At 67.9% G+C, this 21,931-nt stretch carries 21 protein-coding genes; 16 read left to right on the top strand and 5 right to left on the bottom strand.

All coding sequences use genetic code 11. From position 1 onward, the window contains the following. Positions 1-179 precede the first annotated feature (179 nt). The 3 genes from ABE463_RS09240 to ABE463_RS09230 are packed head-to-tail and all read left to right on the top strand — an operon-like array spanning position 180 to position 4,032. Entirely contained in the window at positions 180-1,211 is a 1,032-nt protein-coding gene (locus ABE463_RS09240; protein WP_184997257.1) for a ScpA family protein, read from the top strand. A 15-nt stretch (positions 1,212-1,226) separates the two neighbouring features. Continuing rightward, positions 1,227-2,237 (top strand): SMC-Scp complex subunit ScpB, encoded by a 1,011-nt coding sequence (scpB, locus tag ABE463_RS09235; RefSeq protein ID WP_346467959.1) that lies wholly within the window; start codon positions 1,227-1,229, stop codon positions 2,235-2,237. Beyond that, positions 2,230-4,032, top strand: a complete 1,803-nt coding sequence (locus tag ABE463_RS09230) for a pseudouridine synthase (protein WP_346467958.1) — start codon at positions 2,230-2,232, stop codon at positions 4,030-4,032. The genes scpB and ABE463_RS09230 overlap by 8 nt, the downstream gene beginning before the upstream one ends. 181 nt (positions 4,033-4,213) lie before the next feature. Here the strand turns inward: ABE463_RS09230 and ABE463_RS09225 are convergent, their stop codons facing one another. The 3 genes from ABE463_RS09225 to ABE463_RS09215 all read right to left on the bottom strand — a co-directional run bounded on the left by ABE463_RS09225 (position 4,214) and on the right by ABE463_RS09215 (position 6,721). Continuing rightward, positions 4,214-4,648, bottom strand: coding sequence for a hypothetical protein (locus ABE463_RS09225; RefSeq protein ID WP_346467957.1), 435 nt, complete (start codon positions 4,646-4,648; stop codon positions 4,214-4,216). 100 nt (positions 4,649-4,748) lie between these two features. Further along, a complete protein-coding gene (locus ABE463_RS09220; protein ID WP_346467956.1) occupies positions 4,749-5,573 on the bottom strand; it encodes an amidohydrolase in 825 nt (274 codons plus the stop codon). Further along, entirely contained in the window at positions 5,573-6,721 is a 1,149-nt protein-coding gene (locus ABE463_RS09215) for a pyridoxal phosphate-dependent aminotransferase (RefSeq protein WP_346467955.1), read from the bottom strand. The genes ABE463_RS09220 and ABE463_RS09215 overlap by 1 nt, the downstream gene beginning before the upstream one ends. A 102-nt stretch (positions 6,722-6,823) precedes the next feature. Here ABE463_RS09215 and ccmA point away from each other — a divergent pair, with 102 nt between their 5' ends. From ccmA to ABE463_RS09160, 11 genes are all read left to right on the top strand, one after another. After that, on the top strand, positions 6,824-7,453 hold the full coding sequence (gene ccmA, locus ABE463_RS09210) for a heme ABC exporter ATP-binding protein CcmA (protein ID WP_123730747.1): 630 nt from the start codon (positions 6,824-6,826) through the stop codon (positions 7,451-7,453). Continuing rightward, complete coding sequence (ccmB, locus tag ABE463_RS09205; protein ID WP_259261531.1) at positions 7,450-8,145, top strand: heme exporter protein CcmB; 696 nt, start codon at positions 7,450-7,452, stop codon at positions 8,143-8,145. Before ccmA ends, ccmB begins: the two co-directional genes overlap by 4 nt. Before the next feature lie 123 nt (positions 8,146-8,268). Continuing rightward, positions 8,269-9,033, top strand: a complete 765-nt coding sequence (ccmC, locus tag ABE463_RS09200; protein ID WP_346467954.1) for a heme ABC transporter permease CcmC — start codon at positions 8,269-8,271, stop codon at positions 9,031-9,033. After that, the gene (locus ABE463_RS09195; protein WP_123730744.1) at positions 9,030-9,215 is read left to right on the top strand and encodes a heme exporter protein CcmD; all 186 of its coding nucleotides are present in this window, start codon (positions 9,030-9,032) and stop codon (positions 9,213-9,215) included. The genes ccmC and ABE463_RS09195 overlap by 4 nt, the downstream gene beginning before the upstream one ends. Next, entirely contained in the window at positions 9,212-9,673 is a 462-nt protein-coding gene (ccmE, locus tag ABE463_RS09190) for a cytochrome c maturation protein CcmE (protein ID WP_346467953.1), read from the top strand. The genes ABE463_RS09195 and ccmE overlap by 4 nt, the downstream gene beginning before the upstream one ends. After that, positions 9,674-11,587 (top strand): heme lyase CcmF/NrfE family subunit, encoded by a 1,914-nt coding sequence (locus ABE463_RS09185; protein ID WP_346467952.1) that lies wholly within the window; start codon positions 9,674-9,676, stop codon positions 11,585-11,587. It begins immediately after the preceding gene. Between the two features lie 9 nt (positions 11,588-11,596). Next, a complete protein-coding gene (locus ABE463_RS09180; RefSeq protein ID WP_123730741.1) occupies positions 11,597-12,208 on the top strand; it encodes a DsbE family thiol:disulfide interchange protein in 612 nt (203 codons plus the stop codon). Continuing rightward, on the top strand, positions 12,171-12,659 hold the full coding sequence (locus ABE463_RS09175) for a cytochrome c-type biogenesis protein (protein ID WP_346467951.1): 489 nt from the start codon (positions 12,171-12,173) through the stop codon (positions 12,657-12,659). Before ABE463_RS09180 ends, ABE463_RS09175 begins: the two co-directional genes overlap by 38 nt. After that, positions 12,656-13,669 (top strand): tetratricopeptide repeat protein, encoded by a 1,014-nt coding sequence (locus ABE463_RS09170; RefSeq protein WP_346467950.1) that lies wholly within the window; start codon positions 12,656-12,658, stop codon positions 13,667-13,669. The genes ABE463_RS09175 and ABE463_RS09170 overlap by 4 nt, the downstream gene beginning before the upstream one ends. 73 nt (positions 13,670-13,742) lie before the next feature. Then, a complete protein-coding gene (locus ABE463_RS09165; protein ID WP_346467949.1) occupies positions 13,743-14,855 on the top strand; it encodes a homoserine O-acetyltransferase in 1,113 nt (370 codons plus the stop codon). Positions 14,856-14,863: 8 nt separating this feature from the next. After that, complete coding sequence (locus tag ABE463_RS09160) at positions 14,864-15,478, top strand: DUF1294 domain-containing protein (RefSeq protein ID WP_346467948.1); 615 nt, start codon at positions 14,864-14,866, stop codon at positions 15,476-15,478. A gap of 52 nt (positions 15,479-15,530) precedes the next feature. Here ABE463_RS09160 and cydC read toward each other — a convergent pair whose 3' ends face one another. Next, positions 15,531-17,204: a thiol reductant ABC exporter subunit CydC gene (gene cydC, locus ABE463_RS09155; RefSeq protein WP_346467947.1), complete on the bottom strand. Its 1,674-nt coding sequence runs from the start codon at positions 17,202-17,204 to the stop codon at positions 15,531-15,533. After that, on the bottom strand, positions 17,201-18,931 hold the full coding sequence (gene cydD / locus ABE463_RS09150; protein ID WP_346467946.1) for a thiol reductant ABC exporter subunit CydD: 1,731 nt from the start codon (positions 18,929-18,931) through the stop codon (positions 17,201-17,203). Before cydD ends, cydC begins: the two co-directional genes overlap by 4 nt. A gap of 226 nt (positions 18,932-19,157) precedes the next feature. Here cydD and ABE463_RS09145 point away from each other — a divergent pair, with 226 nt between their 5' ends. After that, a complete protein-coding gene (locus ABE463_RS09145; protein ID WP_346467945.1) occupies positions 19,158-20,747 on the top strand; it encodes a cytochrome ubiquinol oxidase subunit I in 1,590 nt (529 codons plus the stop codon). Positions 20,748-20,762: 15 nt separating this feature from the next. After that, positions 20,763-21,917, top strand: coding sequence for a cytochrome d ubiquinol oxidase subunit II (gene cydB, locus ABE463_RS09140; protein ID WP_121038151.1), 1,155 nt, complete (start codon positions 20,763-20,765; stop codon positions 21,915-21,917). Positions 21,918-21,931 lie beyond the last annotated feature (14 nt).

Genomic DNA, 21,931 nt, shown 5'->3' with positions numbered 1-21,931 from the left:
AGCGGGGCCGGCTGGACACTGGCGCGGCAACCCCGTAGTCTTACGTCCATTGCACGTGGCTGGACGCAGCGCCCCGTCGGCAACCGGCTCCACCGCCGACCGACGACCGATCCACTGCCCCACACCAGCACACGTAGACGACCTCCCCGTAGTTCTGTCGCTGCCCGTCGCGGCGCGCCTTGCTGTTTGAAGTGTGGAATCGCGCCGACCCAGGCGTGTCATGGCTTGCCATCCTGCCGCCCGGCACTGTTCCGGACGCTGGCGTGGTGCGGCGACCGGTCCGTTGCAATACTGACGTCTATTTGATGACTGCCGAACTCGCGCTCGACGCGAACCCGCCAACCCGAGTGCCCGCCCCACAGCAGCAGGAAATGCCGCTGGCCGTGGTGCATGGACAACCGGTCCTGCAGATTCCGCAGGACCTGTACATTCCGCCGGACGCACTGGAAGTCATCCTGGATGCCTTCGAGGGTCCACTGGACCTGCTGCTGTACCTGATCCGCCGGCAGAATCTTGACATCCTGGATATCCCGGTCGCCGAGATCACCCGCCAGTACGTCGAATACATCAACGTCATGCAGGAGCTGCGCTTCGAACTGGCGGCCGAGTACCTGGTGATGGCGGCGATCCTGGCCGAAGTGAAGTCGCGGATGCTGCTGCCGCGGCCGCCCAGCGTGGAGGGCGAGGAAGCCGATCCGCGCGCCGAGCTGGTCCGCCGGCTGCAGGAGTACGAACGTTTCAAGCAGGCCGCCGAGGACATCGACAGCCTGCCCCGCCAGGACCGCGACACCACCGTGGTCCATGCCTTCGTCCCCGACCGCGCGGCCGTCAAGCTGCCGCCGCCGGTGGATCTGAAGGAAATGCTGATGGCACTGCACGACGTGCTCAAGCGCGCCGAGCTGTTCACCGGCCACGCGATCAAACGCGAGGCGCTGAGCGTGCGCCAACGGATGGGCGACGTGCTGGGCCGTCTGGAAGATGGCAGGTTCTACCGGTTTGAAACGCTGTTCACCGCCGAAGAAGGCAAGCTGGGGGTGCTGGTCACTTTCCTGGCCCTGCTGGAACTGGCCAAGGAACAGCTGCTGGACATCGTCCAGGAAGCACCGCTGGCGCCGATCTACGTCAAGTCCCTGGCCGCCGGCAACACCAACGAACCGCTGCAGTTCAACAGCGAGTTCGACGACGCCGACGCGGCCAACGAATCCGACTGAGCACCCGACCCACGCATGGATCAAGCACTGATCAACCGTATTGTCGAAGGCGCCCTGCTGGCGGCCAGTGAGCCGTTGACGCTGGCGCAGCTGCAGGGCCTGTTCCCGGAAGAGGAACCGGCACCGCCGGGCAGCATCGAACGCGCGCTGGAGCTGCTGCGCGAGGGCTGCCACGACCGTGGTGTCGAACTGGTCGAGGTGGCCTCCGGCTTCCGCTTCCAGGTCACCAGCGAAGTGCATGGCTACATCACCCGGCTGTGGACCGAACGCAAGACCCGCTACACCCGTGCCACGCTGGAAACCCTGGCCCTGATCGCCTACCGCCAGCCGATCACCCGCGGCGAGATCGAACAGGTCCGCGGCGTGGCCGTCAGCAGCAACATCATCCAGGCCCTGGAAGAACGCGAATGGATCCGCGTGATCGGCCACCGCGACGTACCCGGCAAGCCGGCGCTGTTCGGGACCACCAAGGGCTTCCTGGATTACTTCGGGCTCAAGCGCCTGGACGAATTGCCGCCGCTGTCCGAGCTGCGCGACCTGGGTGAGCTGGAACCGCAGCTGCCGCTGGACAGCGAAGGCCAACCGGCCGGTCGCCTGGCCGCAGGCGCTGCGACACCGGATGCCGAGCTGGACAGTGACGCCGCCAATGACGACACGACCCTGGCGCCGGCCGAGCCCGCAGATCCGGCAGAGCCGGTGGACCCTGCCGCCGCCCGGCTGGCCGCCCGCGTGGCGCTGGCCTCTGCCCGACTGGCGAAGCCGCCGGCAGAGACGGACAATAGCGAGGCCTCCGCGGATGCGGGCGCCTCCGACACCCCATCCCATGCGCCGTTGTCGCTTGCCGACGACGACGCGGATACGACCGCCAGCGATGGCGAACCCGATACCGCGCCGGGAGAGCGCGCGGCGCCCCAGAACGAAACCGAAAACAACGCCGTCGCGAAGACGACCGTGGCTGTTGACGAAGCCGATCCCGAACCAGAGGCCGACGCACCCGTTGCCGGCCGGAGCCAAGTAAATGAGTGACACCCCCCGCAAGCCGTCGTTGAACAAGCTTTCGCTCAAGCGCGAAACCGCCTCCGAACAGCCCAAGCTCGAAGAGCGCCTGCACAAAGTGCTGGCGCAGGCCGGCCTGGGTTCGCGCCGCGCGCTGGAACAGCGCATCGCCGATGGCCTGGTCAAGGTCAACGGCGAGGTCGCGCAGACCGGCCAGTCGATCAAGAGCGGCGACAAAGTCGAACTGGACGGCCGTGGCTTCGTCGCCACCGCGCTGACCGAAACCTCCCGCGTGCTGGCCTACAACAAGCCGGAAGGCGAAGTGACCACGCGTGAAGATCCCGAAGGTCGCCCGACCGTGTTCGAAGCGCTGCCTGCCCTCAAGGGCGCGCGCTGGATCGCGATCGGCCGCCTGGACATCAACACCACCGGCCTGCTGCTGGCGACCACCGATGGTGAGCTGGCCAACGCGATGATGCACCCCTCCTACGAGGTCGAACGCGAGTACGTGGTGCGCGTGCGCGCCCCGGAAGGCGAAGAGAAGGTGCCGGACAACATCGTCGACCGCCTCGCCCGTGGCGTCGCGCTGGAAGACGGCCCGGCCAAGTTCGACGAGATCGAACGCATCGGCGGCACCGATTCGCACGACTGGTTCCGCGTGGTCGTCAAGGAAGGCCGCAACCGCGAAGTCCGCCGCCTGTGGGAATCGCAGGGCTGCCAGGTCAGCCGCCTGAAGCGTACGCGCTACGGCAAGGTCAGCCTGCCGCGCGAACTGCTGCGTGGCCAATCGATCGAACTGCCGGCCAAGCAGGTTGAAGCGCTGCGCGCCGAACTGAAGCTGGAAGAAGGCGCCCCGTCGGCGCTCACCCTGCAGCCGGTGATCGGCCAGCGCCGCGCCGCCAAGACCACCGTGCGCGTCTCGCGCGACGGCGGCCGGAGCAACGCTTACGTCAACGGCCACAACTCGGCCGATGAAGGCCGCGAGCTGCGTCGTTTCGACAACGTGCGCGAAGAGCGCGGTCGTGGCCGCGGCGGCAAGGGCGGCGGCTTCAAGGGTGGCCTGACGGTCAGCGGCGAAGCAGCGGCCAAGCAGTCGCAGCGCCCGTTCAAGGCACGCCCGGACAAGGGCAACCGGGCGCTTCCGGACGGCAACCCGGCTGCATTCCGCAGCTGGTACGTGCCGGACGGCGTCAGCACCGGCCCGAGCGGCCACCGCAATGCCGGCCCGGGCGCTGCCCGTGGTCCCGGCGCACGTGGTCCGGGTGCCGGCGCAGGCGCCGGTGGCCAGGGCCGTCCGTATGGCAAGCCGAAGGGTCCGGGTGGCGCAGGCGGCCCGGGGCGCGGCAGCTACGGCGGCGGTGCTGAAGGTCGTGGTGGTTACGCCGGCGGTGGTGAAAGCCGTGGCGGCTACGGCGGCCAAGGTCGTCCGGCCGGTCCGGGTGGCGGTGGCAATCGCGGCGCCCAGGGTGGCCAGGGTCCGTCCCGCCATCCGTACGGCCATCCGGGCAATGCCCCGAGCTTCCCATCCGATCACGCCAATCCGGGCGCCAGCCCGTACGGCAGCGCGCGTCCGGCGGGTAACCGCGGTCCGGGTGGTCCGGGTGGCAACCGTGGCCCGGGTGGTCCCGGCGCACGGGGTCCGGGTGGCGCCAACGCGCGCGGCCCCGGCGGTCCCGGTGGCAACCGCGGTCCGGGTGGTCCGGGCGGCAACCGTGGCCCGGGTGGCCCCGGCGGTCGTGGTCCCGGCGGTCCGGGCGGTCGCCCGGGTGGCAGCCGTGGTCCAGGCGGCGGTGGTCACCGTGGTGGCGGCCCCCGCGGCGGCTGATCACTGATACGCTGAGATCAAAAAACCCCGGCGTCGGCCGGGGTTTTTTGTTTGGTTCCACGCGGGCCGCGATCAACCCGGTCGTGATAGAGCCACCCCATGGGTGGCTGCGCTTCCTGGGGTGGCTGCGCGTCATGCCGAAGACAGTGGTGCAGCCACGCATGGCGTGGCCCTACCCCCCTCAACGGCGCTCGATGGTGAACCGCCCCACGCCCACGCCCAGATCCCAGCCCTTGCCGGTGCCAGCCAACGCGAGCGATACATCGCCCTTGGTCATGACCTGTGCGTTGCTGGATTTATCCGCACCGGCGTGCGCTTCGACAGCCGCGTACGAACCGATCAGATCGTTCACCGAATAGGCACCGGAGAACTTGCCCTTGCCGTCAACGATTTTCGACTTGCCCACGGTGAGGCCGCCGCCCTTGGCGGTGATCTTGACCGGGATGCGGGTGCCGTTGTCGCACTGGATGGTACCGGTGCCCGAGGCGGTCTTGTACAGCACCGACCAGCCGGCCAGGTTGTAGTGCAGCTCGCAATCAATGTTGCCGGCAGCCTGCGCGGCCGGGACGGCCGAGATGCCGGCCAGTGCGATCAATGCCAGGGAGAACTTCGTCATGCGGGTCCGCTCGTACTGAAGGGGTAACGAGCCGAATCTAGCAGCGCGCGCGTGTGGCGCGGATGACGCGCATCGCGCGCATCCGGCATCCGTTCAGCCGTCAGCTGCGTTCCAGCAGGCTGAAGCTGTCCGCATCGAGCATCGCCGGGAAGCGCGCGCGGTGCGCGGCCAGTGCCGCCGCGGAAATCGTGGTGGTCACCACCTGTTCGCGCTCGCGCACTTCCACCTGCGGCTGGCCGAGGAAATCGATCACGGCACTGTCGCCGGCGTAATGCAGTTCGTTGCCGTCCACACCGATCCGGTTGACCGCCGCCACATAGCAGAGGTTCTCGATCGCGCGCGCGCGCAGCAGCGTCTTCCAGGCATAGGCGCGGGCCGACGGCCAGTTGGCCACGAAAAACTGCAGATCGAAATCCAGCTGGTCGGCGCGCTCGACGTTGTAGCGGTTGCGGCAGAACACCGGAAAACGCAGGTCGTAGCAGACCTGCGGATTGATCCGCCAGCCCTTCCATTCCACGCACAGGCGCTCGCTGCCGGCGGCATAGCGTTCGTGCTCGCCGCCGTAACGGAACAGGTGGCGCTTGTCGTAGTACTGCAGTCCGCCCTCCGGTGTGGCCCATAACAAGCGGTTGTAGACGCCCTCGCCTACCCGCAGCTGCACGCTACCGGTGACTGCCGCGCCCAGCCGCGCCGCCTGCTCGCGGATCCAGGCGACGGTGGGGCCGTCCATGCCCTCGGCCTTGTCGATGGCATCGTTGGAGAAGCCACTGGTGAAGGTCTCCGGCAGGATCACCAGATCGGTCTTCCCGGCCAGCGGCGCCAGCAGTGCACCGTAATGCGCGCGGTTGCCCGCCGGGTCGTGCCAGCGGGTGTCGCCCTGGATCAGGGAAACGCGCAAATCCTGCAGCTCGGTCACAGCACTCATCACAGGGCCCGCAGGCGGTCGATCGCCGCGTCCATCGTGGCGTCGTTCTTGGCAAAGCACAGGCGCACCAGGCGCTGGCCGGTCGGCGCGGTCTCATAGAACGGCGACAGCGGGATCGCCGCCACGCCCTTCTCGATGGTCAGCCATTTCACGAATTCGTGGTCCGGCAGATCGCTGACGGCCGAGTAATCCACCAGCTGGAAGTAGCCTCCCGGCACCGGCAGCGGTGTCAGCCGCGTGGTCAGCAGCTGCTCGCGGAAGCGGTCGCGCTTGGCCTGGTAGAACGCGCCCAGGTCCAGATGGTGCTCGGGCTCATCGCGGATCATCGCGGCAAACCCGTACTGGGCCGGGCCGAAGCTGGTGAAGGTGTTGTACTGATGCACTTTGCGGAACTCGGCGGTCATCGCCGGCGGCGCGATGGCATAACCGATCTTCCAGCCGGTGCAGTGGTAGGTCTTGCCGAAGCTGGAAATCACGAACGCGCGCTCGCGCAGTTCCGGATGGCGCAGCGAGGATTCATGGCGACGGCCGTCGTAGATGATGTGCTCGTACACCTCATCGGAGATCAGGTAGATGTCGGTGCCGCGCAACACATCGGCCAGCGCCTGCATGTCGTCGGCACTGAGCATCGCGCCGGACGGGTTGTGCGGCGTATTGACCATCAGCAGGCGGGTACGCGGTGTGATCGCGGCACGCACGCGGTCCCAGTCGACCGCGAAAGTCTGCGGGTCCAGCGGCACGTGCACGGCACGCGCGCCGGCCAGGTCGATCGCCGGCTCGTAGCAGTCGTAGGCCGGGTCGAGAACGATCACTTCCTCGCCGGGACGGACCACGGCGTGGATGGCGTTGAAGATCGCCTCGGTGGCACCGCTGGTGACGGTGATCTCGGTATCCGGATCCACCTGGGCGCCGTACAGATCCAGCGACTTCTGCGCGATGGCCTGGCGCAGCGGCGCCACGCCGGTCATCGGCGGGTACTGATTCAGACCGCCCTGCATCGCGGCGATGGTTTCATCGATCAGCCGCTGCGGTGCGGAGAAATCCGGGAACCCCTGGCCAAGGTTGACCGCGCCGTGTTCGGCGGCGAGCTGGGACATCACGGTGAAGATGGTGGTGCCCACCTTGGACAGCTTGGTTTGCGGTTGCATCGGCAGCAGGGAAAGAACCGGGGGAACTCCCAGTGTACGCAAATCATCCAGCCCGTTCCCCCGATACAATGGCGGCCCATTCCGGTGCAAAGATCCCGCCCCTTGAACGCCCCTCCGTTGCTGGCCGCGCATGGCCTTGGCTTCAGTCGCAACGACGAACCCGTCTTCGGCCCGCTGGATCTGCACGTGGATGCCGGCGAAGCCCTGCTGGTGCAGGGTGACAACGGTGCCGGCAAGACCACCCTGCTGCGGGTGCTGGCCGGCCTGCTGCGCGCCGACAGCGGCCAGGTGGAGATCGATGGCAAGCGTGCCGGGCACAAGGAACGCGCGAACTACGTGGCCTACCTGAGCCACCTGCCCGCGCTGAAGCAGGACCTGGACACGCTGGAGAACCTGCATTTCCTGTGCGGCCTGCACGGCCGCCGCGCCCGCCAGATGCCCGGCAACGCGCTGGCCATCGTCGGCCTGGCCGGGTATGAGGACACCCTGGTGCGGCAACTGTCGGCCGGGCAGAAGCGCCGCCTGGCGCTGGCCCGCATCTGGCTCTCGCCCGCGCCGCTGTGGCTGCTCGACGAGCCCTACGCCAATCTGGATCTGGACGGCATCAACCTGGTGAACCGCATGATTTCCGCGCATCTGCGCAGCGGCGGCGCCGCTTTGGTCACCACCCATGGCGCCTATTCCGCCCCGCCGGTGCGCACGCGCCTGCTGACCTTGGGAGCGGCGGCATGATCGCGCCCGGGACGGAACCGGGCCTGTGGCAGACCGCACGGGCGCTGGTCGCCCGCGACATGCGCCTGCTCTGGCGCCGCCGCGGGGATGCGCTGCAGCCCGTGCTGTTCGCCCTGCTGGTGGTCGTGCTGTTCGCATTGGCACTGGGCCGCGATCCGGAGGCCATGGCGCGCGTGGCCGCGGCCGTGATGTGGCTGGCAGTGCTGCTGGCCGGTCAGCTGGCGATGGATTCGCTGTTCCGCAGCGACGCCGAGGACGGCTCGCTGGAGCAATGGCTGCTCGCCCCCGTCCCGTTGGCCTGGCTGGTGCTGGTGCGGGTACTGGTGCACTGGCTCACCACCGCGCTGCCGCTGATCGTGATGTCGCCGCTGCTGGCGGAAATGCTGCATCTGCCGCATGACCAGCTGCCGATGTTGCTGGCATCGTTGCTGCTGGGAACGCCCTTGCTGAGCCTGATCGGCGGGGTGGTCGCCGCGCTGACGGTCGGCATCCGGCGCTCTGGTATTCTCGTGGCGCTGCTGGCCTTGCCGCTGTATGTGCCGGTGCTGGTGTTCGGTGCGGGCAGTGTGGCGGCGGTCGCCCGCGGCCAGGACCCGATCGGTGCACTGCTGATGCTGGGCGCCGGCCTGGTGGTGGCGCTGGTGCTGGCCCCGCTGGCGACGGCCGCGGCGATCCGCATCTCGCTGAGTTGAGCGGTATGGCGTACTGTCGGTGGCATGCGCTGCGTTGTGAGCGCCACCTGCATCCGCGTCACCCGTTGCCGAGCCACTCCACGTCCGTTTCATCGTCGCCCTTCGTTGGATAGCCACTGCCGCATGCACCCGATCGTCCGCTGGTTCCACCAACTCGGTTCGCCGCCCACTTTCGACCGCTTTGCCGCGCGCTGGTCGCGGGTGTTCTACCTGGCCGCGGTGCCGGTGCTGCTGGTCGGCATCTGGCAGGCGCTGGCGGTGGTGCCGGCCGATTCCAAGCAGCTGGACAGCTTCCGCATTCTCTACATCCACGTGCCCAGCGCGTGGATGAGCCTGTTCGTGTTTGCGCTGATGGCGCTGTACGCGGCGATCGCGCTGATCTGGCGGATCAAGACCTGCGAAATCCTGGCGATGGCCTGCGCCCCGCTCGGCGCCGGCTTCACCCTGATCACCCTGCTCACCGGCAGCATCTGGGGCAAGCCGACCTGGGGCACCTGGTGGGACTGGGACCCGCGCATGACCACCGAGCTGATCCTGCTGCTCCTGTACCTGGGCGTGATCGGCCTGTACTACGCCATCGAGGACCGTCGCAGCGCCGCGCGCGCGGCCGGCTTGCTGGCCATCGTCGGGGTGAGCCTGCTGCCGGTGATCCGCTATTCCGTGGAATGGTGGGGCAGCCTGCACCAGGGCCAGACCATCCGCCTGTTCGGCGAGTCCACGCTGGATGCCAGCATGGCGCTGCCGCTGTGGCTGATGGTGATCGGCACCAAGCTGTGGTTCGTCGGCTCACTGCTGGCCAAGGCCCGTGCCGACAACCTGCTGCGCGAGGCCGGCAAGGCCTGGGTCACTGCCGGCCCCCGTGCACCGCTGGAGGACAACCGCCCATGACCCACCTGCCCTATGTGATTGCCGCCTATGCGGTGTTCGTGCTGGTGCTCGGCAGCGATGCCATCGGCTCCTGGCTGCGCCTGCGCTGGGCGCGCCGCCTGGCGGTCCGCCGCCAGCAGCGCCAACAAGCCCGTGCGGCGGCCGGCAGCGCGCCGCCGCTGGCGCCGGAGCTGACCCGATGAATCCGGTCCGGCGTCGCCGCCTGCTCTGGGTGATGCTGCTGGTGCTGGCCTCCGGCCTGGCGACCGCGCTGGTCGCGATGGCCCTGCAGCGTAATATTGCCTATCTGTACACCCCCTCCGAAGTGCTGCGCGGCGATGCCGGCGATCACACCCGGTTCCGCCTGGGCGGCATGGTGGTCAAAGGCTCGCTGCAGCGAGCCCCCGGTTCGCTGGATGCGCACTTCGTGGTCACCGATGGTGACGCGACGCTGCCGGTGATCACCTCGCGGATCCTGCCGGACCTGTTCGCCGAGGGCACCGCCGTGGTCGCCACCGGGCGACTGCAGGACGGCCGTTTCGTTGCCGAAGAAGTGCTGGCCAAGCACGACGAGACCTACATGCCCAAGGAAGTGGCGGACAAGATGGGCCAGGCACATACCAAACACGATGTGCCCGTGCCGGCGCCGGAGACGTACTGAGTGCTGCCGGAACTGGGGCAGATCCTGCTGGTCACCGCACTGCTGATGGCACTGCTGCAGACGGTGCTGCCGCTGTGGGGCGCCCATCGCGGCCGCGCCACGTGGATGGCGGTGGCGCGACCGGCCGCCTACGCGCAGCTGGCCCTGCTGCTTGGGGCGTTCGGCGTGCTGACAGCGGCGTTCGTCACCCAGGATTTCTCGGTGCGCTATGTGGCCGAGAACTCCAACTCGCTGCTGCCACTGGCCTACCGCTACTCGGCGGTGTGGGGCGCGCATGAAGGCTCCCTGCTGCTATGGGCACTGGTGCTGGCACTGTGGTGCGGCGCCGTCGCGCTGTGGTCCAAACGCCTGCCGGCCGAGGTGTCCGCCCGCGTGCTGGGTGTGCTTGGCATCATCAGCATCGGCTTCCTCGCCTTCCTGATCTTCACCTCCAACCCGTTCGCGCGGCTGATTCCGGCGCCGCTGGAAGGGCGCGACCTCAATCCCCTGCTGCAGGATCCCGGGCTGATCATCCACCCGCCGATGCTGTACATCGGGTACGTGGGCTTCGCGGTGCCGTTCGCGTTCGCGATCGCGGCGCTGCTGGAAGGGCGCGTGGATGCACGCTGGCTGCGCTGGACCCGGCCGTGGACCAATGTGGCCTGGGGCTTTCTGACCATCGGCATCGCGCTGGGTAGCTGGTGGGCATATTACGAACTGGGCTGGGGCGGCTGGTGGTTCTGGGATCCGGTCGAGAACGCCAGCTTCATGCCGTGGCTGGCCGGGGCGGCGTTGATCCATTCGCAGGCCGTCACTGAAAAACGCGGCAGCTTCGCCAGCTGGACGCTGCTGCTGGCCATCGCCGCTTTCGCGCTGTCATTGCTTGGTACGTTCCTGGTGCGATCGGGCGTGCTGACCAGTGTGCATTCGTTCGCGGCCGACCCTTCGCGCGGCACCTTCATCCTGATCTTCCTGGCGCTGGTGATCGGCGGCGCGCTGCTGCTGTACGCGCTGCGGGCCGGCGCGCTGACCAGCGAGGATCCGCGCCGCGGCTTCCTGCCGACCTCGCGTGAGACCCTGCTGCTGGCCAACAACCTGCTGCTCGCCGCCGCCTGCGGCATGGTCCTGCTCGGCACGCTGTACCCGCTGCTGGCCGACGCGTTGGGCCTGGGCAAGGTCTCGGTCGGGCCGCCCTACTTCGGCACGCTGTTCGTGGTGTTGATGGCGCCGCTGGTGGCACTGCTGCCGTTCGGGCCGCTGGTCAACTGGCAGCGCGACCAGGCCTCGCGGCGGTTGGCGATGCTGGCACCGTGGGCCGGGCTGGCGCTGCTGCTGGGCGTGATCGCGTATTTCATGGCGCCGCAGGGCGCGTTGAAGACCGCAGCCGGCGTGACCGGCGCGGCCTGGGTGGCGTTCGGAACCGCGCGGTTCGTCTGGACCCGCCTGCGCGGCAACGGCAGGTTCACCGCCGAGATGATCGGCATGCTGCTGGCCCATGGCGGCGTGGCCGTGTTTCTGGCCGGTGCGCTGCTGGTGGAAGCGTTGAACGTGCAGCGCGAAGTCGCGCTCGCCCCCGGGCAATCGCTGGTGGTGGGCAGCTATGAAGTGCGCTTTGAAGGCGTGGACCATCAACAAGGCCCCAACTACGTCGCCGATCGCGGCCACCTGCGCGTGCTCCAGCACGACCGCGAACTGGCCCTGCTGCATCCGGAAAAACGCCTGTACGCCAGTGGCGGGCAGGTGATGACCGAGGCTGGCATCCATGCCCGCCTCAACGGCGATGTTTACGTGGCACTCGGCGAATCGCTGGGCAACAATGCATGGGCCGTGCGTGTGCACATCAAACCGTTCGTCCGCTGGATCTGGCTGGGCGCGCTGCTGATGGCACTGGGTGGCTTCGTCACCGCCGCCGATCGTCGTTTCCGTCGTCCCTAGGAGTTTCCCGTGTCCGATCCCCGTCCTGCCTCCCGTCCGCTGCCGCCCGTGGCCATCGTCATCGGGGTGCTGTTCTTCTTCGGGCTGCTGGGGCTGATGATCTACGGGGTGATGAAATCCGGCGCGCCGGACCGCGACGTCCTGCCTTCTGCACTGATCGGCAAGCCGGCACCTGCCTTCGAACTGCCGGTACTGCACGATCCGCACATCAAGGTCAGCAGCACTGAATTGCGCGGCGCTCCCTACGTCCTCAATGTGTGGGGCAGCTGGTGCGCGGCCTGTCGCGACGAACATCCGATCCTGACCAGGTTCGCCGAAACCAAGCGCGTGCGCGTGATCGGCTACAACTGGAAGGACGAGCCGGCCGATGCCCTGCGCTGGCTGGAACAACTGGGCAATCCGTTCGTGCTGGTGCTGAGCGACATCGAAGGCCGCACCGCGATCGACTGGGGCGTCACCGCTGCACCGGAGACCTTCCTGGTCGACGCCAGTGGCGTGGTGCGCTGGAAGTACAGTGGTGCACTCAGCCAGCGCGTCATCGATACACAGCTGATTCCGGAACTGGAAAAGGTGGAGCGTGCCCATGCCAATGCCCAGCCGCAGCTGCCCGCCTCGCCGTAACCGGAGGATCCGCGGGCCCGGCGTGGCGCTGATCGCGCTGTCGCTGGCCCTGGCCTCGCCGGTGCTGGCGCAGGCCGTCTCCGACCCGACCCCGTTGCAATACCGCGATGCCGCCGAGGAAGCCCGCTTCCATGCGCTGGCCGCCGAGCTGCGCTGCGTGCAGTGCCAGAATCAGTCGCTGGCCGATTCCAATGCGCAGATCGCGCACGACCTGCGCCGGGAAGTGCTGGTGCTGATGCAGCAGGGCAACAGCGATGCGCAGATCAAGCAGTTCCTGGTCGACCGCTATGGCGAGTTCGTGCTGTACCGGCCGCCGATGGAAGCACGCAATGCGCTGCTCTGGTTCGGGCCGCCGGTGGCGCTGCTGATGGGCGCAGGCGTGCTGGTCTGGGTGGTGCGTCGGCGCAGCCGCGGGATTGAACCGATGGACAAGAGCGAGGAGCGCTGGTGAGCCTTTGGATGGCCCTGAGTGCCGCGGTGGTCGCAGCGGCCGTTGCTGCACGCGTACTGTGGCCGCTGCGTGCGGGCGGCCAACACCGTCCCTTCGTGATCGCGATGCTGGCCCTCGGGTTGGCCGGGGGCGCGCTGTACCTGCTGGTCGGCACGCCGGATGCCGCCGAACGGACGGCGGCCAGTGACGAACCCGCCACACTGGAGGATGGCGTGCAGGCCCTGGAACAGGCGCTGGCCAAGGATCCACAACGCGCCGATGGCTGGGCCCTGCTCGGCCGCTCGCAACTGGCGCTGGGCAAGCTCGCCGAGGCCACCGCCGCCTTCGACCGCGCGGTGCAACTCGCCCCGGACGACCCCGGCGTGCTGGTCGAAGCAGCACAGGCGCGCGCACAGGCGGCACCGGGCAAACAATTCGATGACCAGGCCCTGCAATGGCTGCGTCACGCCAACGCACTCGCGCCGGAGAGCGAGCGCGCCGGCTGGCTGATCGGCATTGCCCTGCGCCAGCGCGGGCAGGACGCCGAAGCGGCGGCCGCCTGGGAAGCGCTGCTGCCACGCCTGGAGCCGGGCGCGGCGCGCGCGTTGCGCGAGCAGATCGCCATCGCCCGCGGCAATGCCGGGCTGCCGCCCATGACCGAAACCTCCGTCCCTGCGGCGACGGGCAACCACGCCCTCACGGTGCAGGTCCGGTTCGCACCCGGAATAACGTTGGATCCCGCGTTGGCCAACGCGACCGTGTTCGTGATCGCGCGCGCACCCGATGGCCCGCCGATGCCGATCGCGGTGCAGAAGCATCCGGCCAGCCAGGTGCCGCTGCTGGTCACCCTTGGCGATGGCGACAGCCCGATGCCCACCAGCACGCTCTCCCAGGTGCAGGAGGTCGAGGTCATTGCGCGACTGTCGCGTTCGGGCCAGGCCAACCGCCAGCCGGACGATCTGGAAACCACGCCGGTACGGGTGCGCCTGCCGCATGCCGGACCGGTACCACTGGTGTTTGATCGCCCATGACCGATACGCGGCCGCGACGCAGCGTGCCGCTCACCACTACGGCGCCATCGCGGCGCCCGGCTAAACTGCGCGCATGACTGAATTCATTCCCCCCGGCACCCGTTATCACGCCCTGCCCTCGCCGTTCGCGTTCAAGCGCGGCGGTGAACTACGCGATGCGCACGTTGCTTACGAAACCTGGGGCACGCTCGCTGCCGATGCCGGCAATGCAGTGTTGATCGTCACCGGGCTCTCCCCCGATGCACATGCCGCGGCCAACGACGACAACCCGGCCGCCGGCTGGTGGGAGGCGATGGTTGGCCCGGGCAAGCCGATCGATACCGACCGCTGGTTCGTGATCTGCGTGAACTCGCTGGGCAGCTGCAAAGGCTCGACCGGCCCGGCCAGTATCGATCCGGCGACGGGCGAACTGTATGGCCTGCGCTTCCCCGAACTGTCGATCGAAGATGGCGCGCGTGCAGCGATCGAGGTGGTGCGCGCCTTGGGCGTGACCGAGCTGGCCTGCGTGATCGGCAACTCGATGGGCGGGATGACCGCGCTGGCGCTGCTGATGCTGCACCCGGGCATCGCGCGCAGCCATATCAACATCTCCGGCAGTGCCCAGGCGCTGCCGTTCTCCATCGCGATCCGCTCGCTGCAGCGCGAGGCGATCCGGCTTGATCCGCAGTGGAATGGCGGTCGCTACACCGACCAGGCCTACCCGGAATCGGGTATGCGCATGGCCCGCAAGCTTGGCGTGATCACCTATCGCTCCGCGCTGGAATGGGATGGCCGCTTCGGCCGCGTACGGCTGGATTCGGACCAGGCCGATGACGATCCGTTCGGCCTGGAATTCCAGGTCGAAAGCTATCTGGAAGGCCATGCCCGCCGCTTCGTGCGCTTCTTCGATCCCAACTGCTATCTGTACCTGAGCCGCTCGATGGACTGGTTCGACCTGGCCGAATATGCCGATGGCAACGTGATGGCCGGGCTGGCCCGCATCCAGGTGGGCAAGGCAATGGCGATCGGCGCCAACACCGACATCCTGTTCCCGGTGCAGCAGCAACAGCAGATCGCCGACGGCCTGCGCGCCGGCGGTGCCGATGCGCAGTTCATCGGGCTGGATTCGCCGCAGGGCCATGATGCGTTCCTGGTGGATTTCGCGCGGTTCGGACCGGCGGTCGGCGGCTTCCTGTCCTCACTCTGAGTTTACCCATGCGCCTTCAAGGAAAGATCAGCGAGTGGAACGATGCGCGCGGCTTCGGCTTCGTGCAGCCCAATGGCGGCGGCGAGCGATGCTTCGTGCATATCCGTGCCTTCGCTGCACGTGATCGCCGCCCGGTGCTGGGCGATGTGATCACCTATGACGTGCAGACCGATGCGCAGGGGCGCCGCAACGCGGTGGCGGTCCGGTTTGCGCTGGCTCGGGATGGTGGTCGTCCTGCTGCACGCACTGCGGTGCGTGGTGCGGGGCCGGATCGACTGCCGCGCACCGCCATCGCACTGGTGTTCCTCGCAGGCCTCATTGCCGTGGCGATGTGGCAGCACTGGCCGATGTGGGTACCGGGTGTGTACCTGGGCCTGAGCGTGGTGACGTTTGCCTGGTACTGGCATGACAAATCCGCCGCCCAGAATGATCGCCAGCGCACACCGGAAAGCACGCTGCAGGGCCTGGCCCTGCTGGGCGGCTGGCCGGGTGCGTTGATGGCGCAGGCCGTGTTGCGCCACAAGAACCGCAAGGCCTCCTTCCAGCGAGTGTTCTGGGTGGCGGTAGTGATCAACATCGTGGCGCTGGGCTGGTTGATCCGCGACGGCAGGTTCTTCGGGTAGATCCACGCCATGCGTGGATGCTGTGCACGTAGTGTGCGGATCGCCCTCGCCGCTACCCTTCCAACCGTCCATCCCGCAAACGATAGCTCCGATGCACGATGCCCTCCGGCAGTTCGTCGTGGGTGATCATCAACAGACTGCGATTGCCCAGCGCCGCCACCATGTCCTGCAGCAATGCATGCGCGGTATCCACATCCAGGCCTTCGGTCGGCTCGTCCAGCAACAGGATCGGTGCATCACGCAGCAGCGCGCGCGCCAGCGCCAGGCGCCGCGCCTGCCCGGCGGACATGGTTGCGCCGTTCTCGCCCACCCACGCCGACAATCCGCCGATCTGCTCGGCCCAGACGTGCAGACGAACGTCCGCCAGCACCTGCCACAAGCGCGCGTGGCTGGCCGCTACATCGCCGAGCCGCAGGTTGTCCGCCACGGTGCCGGCGAACACCGGCGCGTTCTGCGGCAGCCAGGCGATCTGACGGTGCCAGTCGGCCTGCGCGAAACTGCGGATATCCGCATCGCCGTAACGCACGCTGCCGGCCTCCGGATCCCATAGCCGCAGCAGCAACGAGGACAGCGTGGTCTTGCCACTGCCGCTGTCACCGCGTATCGCGATTCGTTCGCCCGGTGCGAGTTCCAGTTGCACATGGTCCAGCAACACGCGCGCCTGGCCGGGCCAACGGAACACCACGTGATCGAACCGCAGCGGCGCAGGCACGGATGGCACGGCCAGCGGCGCGTCGGGCTCGACCACGCCCGGCGCCTGATCCACGATCGCCTCCAGCCGCACCGCGGCGACGCGACCGGACAACCACGATTGCCATGCCAACCCGATCCCGGCCCACAGCTCCAGCAGTGCGACCGTCAGGAACACCAGTGCGGCCGCCAGCGCAGCATCCACGCTGCCACGCTCGAAGGCATGCAGGGCCAGCCACAGCATCGCCACCAAGCCACCCGCGCCGCACAATCCGTGCAGTGCGTTGCCACTGATCAAGCGCCAGCGGCGACGCTTGTCACGCGACTTCAGCTGTTTGGCTGCCACCAGCACGCGCTGGTTCCAATGCTCGCGCGCCTGCAGCGCGGCAAGATCGGCCGCGCCTTCCAGCCCTTCGAAGGATTGGGTACGCAGCTGCGCCCGGTGCAGCGCGCGGTCGCGCTCCTGGTCGGCCGCGCCGCGCACGGTCAGCCACGGCACGCCCGCCCCGATCAGCAAGGCGAGCACCGCCAGCAGACCGGCCGCCGGCAGATAGATGATGCCGGCCGATACCACCGCGACCAGCGAGATGCCGCCCAGCGCCAACAGCGGGCCGATCGCGCGCACCAGCAGGCCATCGACCTCGCCGATGTCCGACATCAGCCGCGCCAGCAGTTCACCGGTGCGTACACCGGCCAGGCGCGCCGGTGCCAGTGGCAGCGCGCGCCGGAAGAACCACACGCGCAGATCGCGTGCGATGCGCAGGGTGACATCGTGGCCGACCAGTTTTTCGAAGTAGCGCGACACGATGCGCGCCATGGTCAGCCCGCGGATGCCCGCCGAGGGCGAGAAGAAGTTGAAGCCGTTGCCGAGCCCGGCCGCACCGGCCAAGGCGGCGGCAGTGAGGAAACCACCGGACAACCCGAGCAGCGCGGTGCCGGCCAGCATCGTCGTCCACAGCAGCAGCACGGTCAGCAGCAGGCGGCCGCGATGCCGGGCGAACACACCCTTCAGCGAATCGATGTGTGCGGCCTTCATGGCGTTAGCTCCGAGGCCAGGCGCGCGCCGCCGGCGGTCAAGGTCAGGCGGGTGTCTGCCCAGCGCATCGCGGTCTCGCTGTGCGTGGCGATCACCACGCTGCGCCCACGTGCGAAGGCGGCCAGGGTACGCAGGAGATCGGCTTCGGTATCGGGATCGAGGAAGGCGGTCGGCTCGTCGAGCAGCAGCAGCTGTGGATCGCGCAGCAGCAGCCGGGCCAGGCCGATGCGACGCGCTTCGCCACCGGACAATCCGAAGCCGCGCTCACCGATCACCGTGTCCAGCCCCTGTGGCAGTGCGGCAGCGAAGCGCATCACCTGGGCGGCCTCCGCCACGGCGCGCAGGTGCGCATCGGTCGCGCCCGGTGCGGCCAGCCGCAGGTTGTCGGCGATCGTGCCGTGGAACAGATACGGGCGCTGCCCCGCGTAGCCCACGTCCAACCCGGGGCGCAGCGCGATGCTGCCCTCGCGCGGGGGCAACCAGCCGGCCAGCGCTTCCAGCAACGTGCTCTTGCCACTGCCGCTGGGGCCGACCAGCGCCACGCGCTGCCCGGGCTCGATCTGGAACGAGAGCTGCTGCACCACATCGTGATGTGCACCCAGAGGTCGCAGGCTCACCCCGCGTACGATCACCGGAGGGGCGCGCTGTTCGAGCAGTTCCGGCGCGCGCGCAGTCGCAGGCGGCGCGTCCCCGGCCACGGGTGCCTCCGGCAAGTCGCCGAGCAGGCGCTCCACTTCGGCGGCCGCGGCAAGTGCGTTGGCGCGATCGTGGTAGTGCGCGGCCAAGCGCCGCAGCGGTGCATAGAACTCCGGTGCCAGCAGCAGGCAGAACATGCCCACGCCCAGCGTCGGCACATGCGCATGCAACGACATCAGGCCGAGATAGCTCAGGCCCAGATACAGCGCGACCATCGCCACGCTGACCGACGCGAAGAACTCCAGCACCGTGGAGGAGAGGAAGGCGATCCGCAGCACTTTCAAGGTGCGCTCGCGCACGCCTTCTGCCGCTGTGGCCACACCGTCCAGTTCGGCCTCGCCTCGCCCGTACAGACGCAGCAGGCCCAGCCCCTTGATGCGATCGGCGAAGTGGCCGCTCATCCGCGCCAGTTCGCCCAGCTGCGCACGGCCGGCGGCTTCAGCGCCCCAACCGACCAGCATCATGAAGAACGGCACCAGCGGCGCGGTGAACAAGAGAATCAGCGCGATCACCCAATCGGTCCAGGCCACGGCGATGGCGATCAGCAGCGGGACCACCACTACTTCGATGCGGACCGGCTGATAGCCGGAGTAATAATTCTCAATCGCATCGGCGTGGGCGAGCATCAGTTCGCCGAGTTCCCCGGTGCGTTGCTGGCGCAGCCACAGGGGCCCGCGCTCGAGCAGCCGCTGATAAACCCGTTCACGCAGCGCCAGCCGCGCCGCATCGGCGACATCACCGGCTGCTGCCTGGGTCGCACTGCCCAACAGGGTGCGGATGCCCAGCACCGCCAGCAACCCCAGCAGCACGGGCGTAGCGTCGGCCAGTGGCCGGTGATCGACCAGCACCGCCTGGATCAACCAGGCGATGGCGGCCGCCTGCCCGATCAGCAGGGCGCCGGACAGGCAGATGCAGATCGCCGCCAGCCGCTGCTTGCCGCGGGCGGCCGCCGCCAGCCCACCCAGCCAGTGCAGGCGACGGCGGCGCAGGGCGGTTGTCTCAACAATGGACGCGTCGGGGGGTATGCTCAAAACAAGTCACTGGCGGCCACAGGGAGGTTCCGTCGATTGTAGTAGGTGCTGGCCCCGCCCCCGTGCGGCCAGCGGTCGCAGGGGTGGGATGCATACGATCCCTGCGCCGGTCTGTTTGTACATTGATCTGAATCAAGGCTGTTTGAAGTTGCTGGTCACAGAATTCACCCCGTAGACCCCCCTTCCCGCCACCTGAAACGGCAAAACCCAACGAGGTAGCCAGGCCATGATTGATCAGACAGTCGTAGAACTGTCGCGGCTGCAATTCGCTCTGACCGCGATGTACCACTTCCTTTTCGTTCCCCTCACGCTTGGCCTGTCCTTCATGGTGGCCATCATGGAGAGCGTCTACGTCATGACCCGCAAACAGGTCTGGCGGCAGATGACGCTGTTCTGGGGCACGCTGTTCGGCATCAACTTCGCCATCGGCGTCGCCACCGGCATCGTGATGGAATTCCAGTTCGGCATGAACTGGTCGTATTACAGCCATTACGTCGGCGACATCTTCGGCGCACCGCTGGCGATCGAAGGCCTGATGGCGTTCTTCCTGGAAGCGACCTTCATCGGTCTGTTCTTCTTCGGCTGGAAGCGCCTGAGCCCGGTCAAGCACCTCACCGTGACCTGGCTGATGGCCCTGGGCACCAACCTCTCGGCGGTGTGGATCCTGATCGCCAACGGCTGGATGCAGAACCCGACCGGCGCGATCTTCAACCCGGAAACGATGCGCATGGAGGTGGTGGATTTCGCCGCCGTGCTGTTCAACCCGGTGGCCCAGGCCAAGTTCGTGCACACGGTCAGTGCCGGCTACGTGACCGGTGCGGTGTTCGTGATGTCGATCAGCGCCCTGTTCCTGCTGCGCAACAAGCACAGGGACATGGCACGCCGTTCCTTCGCGGTGGCGGCCGCCTTCGGCCTGCTGTCCTCGCTGTCGGTGGTGGTGCTGGGTGACGAAAGCGGCTATGCCGCCAGCGAACACCAGAAGATGAAGCTCGCCGCGATCGAAGCGATGTGGGAAACCGAGCGTGCGCCGGCCGACTTCACCGCCTTCGGCATTCCGAACCAGACCACCCACACCAACGATTACGCGATCAAGATCCCGTACCTGATGGGCCTGATCGCCACCCGTTCGCTGGACCAGCCGATCCCGGGCATCCTGGAACTGGTGGGGCGCGCTGAAAACCGCATCCGCGGCGGCCAGCTGGCCTACGGTGCGCTGGAACGCGTGCGCAAGGACAAGAACGACGTCGAAGCGCGCGAGATGTTCGACCGCCATTGGCAGGATCTGGGCCACGGCCTGCTGCTCAAGCGCTACCGCGAGGACATCCTCAACGCCACCCCGGAAGAAATCTCCAAGGCCGCGATGGACACCGTGCCGCGGGTCGCCCCGCTGTTCTGGACCTTCCGCATCATGGCCGGGCTGGGCTTCTACCTGATCGCCTTCTTCGCGCTGGCCTTCTACTACTCGTGCCGCCACAACTTCCAGGACAAGCGCTGGTTCCTCAAGCTTGCCCTGTGGTCGCTGCCGGCGCCGTGGATCGCGATCGAATGCGGTTGGTTCGTGGCCGAGTACGGTCGCCAGCCGTGGGCGGTGGACGGCGTGCTGCCGACCTTCTACGCCGCCTCGGGCCTGGCCCTGCATGAAATCCTGACCACGCTGGCCGTGTTCACCGCGCTGTACACGGTGCTGCTGATCATCGAAGTGAAGCTGATGCTCAAGGCGATCCGCAAGGGCCCGGACGACATCCTGCCGTCGCTGCAGGCTGCAGCCACGTCCCTTTCCCCCAATGCCGCTGCGCCGACCCACGGTCGGGCGTAAGGCAGGAGAACCCAGATGGAATTCATTGGACTCGATTACACCACGCTCCGCGTGATCTGGTGGCTGCTGCTCGGCATCCTGCTGATCGCCTGGGCGGTGATGGACGGTTTCGACCTCGGCGTCGGCACGTTGCTGCCGTTCGTGGCCAGGACCGATGACGAACGCCGGCTGGTGATCAACACCGTCGGCCCAGTGTGGGAAGGCAACCAAGTGTGGCTGGTGCTCGGTGGCGGTGCGATCTTCGCCGCCTGGCCGCCGCTGTACGCGGTCAGCTTCTCCGGCTTCTACTTGGCGGTGTTCCTGATGCTGTTCGGGCTGATCCTGCGCCCGGTCGCCTTCAAGTACCGCAGCAAGATGCCCGGCAAGCGCTGGCGCGAGAACTGGGACCGTGCGCTGTTCGTCGGCGGCCTGCTCCCGGCACTGATCGCCGGCGTGGCGGTGGGCAACGTGCTGGTCGGCGTGCCGTTCCACTTCGATGACAGCATGCGCATCTTCTACACCGGCACCCTGATCGGCCTGCTCAACCCGTTCGCGCTGGTGGCAGGTCTGGTCAGCGTGGCGATGGTGGTCTCGCACGGTGCCGCGATGCTGGTGCTCAAGACCGATGGCCCGGTGGCCGAGCGCTCGGCCCGTTACGGCAGCGTCGCGGCGGTGCTGACCTTCGTGCTGTTCGCCCTGGCCGGCGTCTGGGTGGCCTTTGGCCTGCCGGGCTACCAGATCACCTCGCAGGTGGTGACCGATGGCCCGACCAACCCGCTGCTGAAGACCGCGGCCGTCGGTGCGGTGGCCGGTGGCTGGCTGCGCAACTACCAGAGCATGCCGCTGACCCTGCTGGCCCCGATCCTCGGGCTGGTGGGTGCGCTGGCCAGCGCGGTGCTGCTGCGGGCCCGCCGTGGTGGCCTGGCCTTCCTGGCCTCGGGGGCCTCGATCGCCGGCATCATCCTGACCGTCGGCTTTGCGATCTTCCCGTTCCTGCTGCCCTCCTCCAGCCAGCCGGGCTCCAGCCTGACCGTCTGGGACAGCTCCTCCAGCCACCTGACCCTGGGGATCATGCTGATCGCCACGGCCATCTTCCTGCCGATCATCATCGCCTACACCTCCTGGGTCTACCGCGTGATGAAGGGCAAGACCACGGCCGAAGAGATGGGCGACAACCCCAACGCTTACTGACGCGCCCCACGGCG

The sequence above is a fragment of the Stenotrophomonas sp. TWI819 genome, assembly GCF_039673075.1.
Lineage (GTDB): Bacteria > Pseudomonadota > Gammaproteobacteria > Xanthomonadales > Xanthomonadaceae > Stenotrophomonas > Stenotrophomonas rhizophila_B.
The sequence above is the reverse complement of the archived record's forward strand: the minus strand, read 5'-3'. Positions and strand labels throughout refer to the sequence as shown.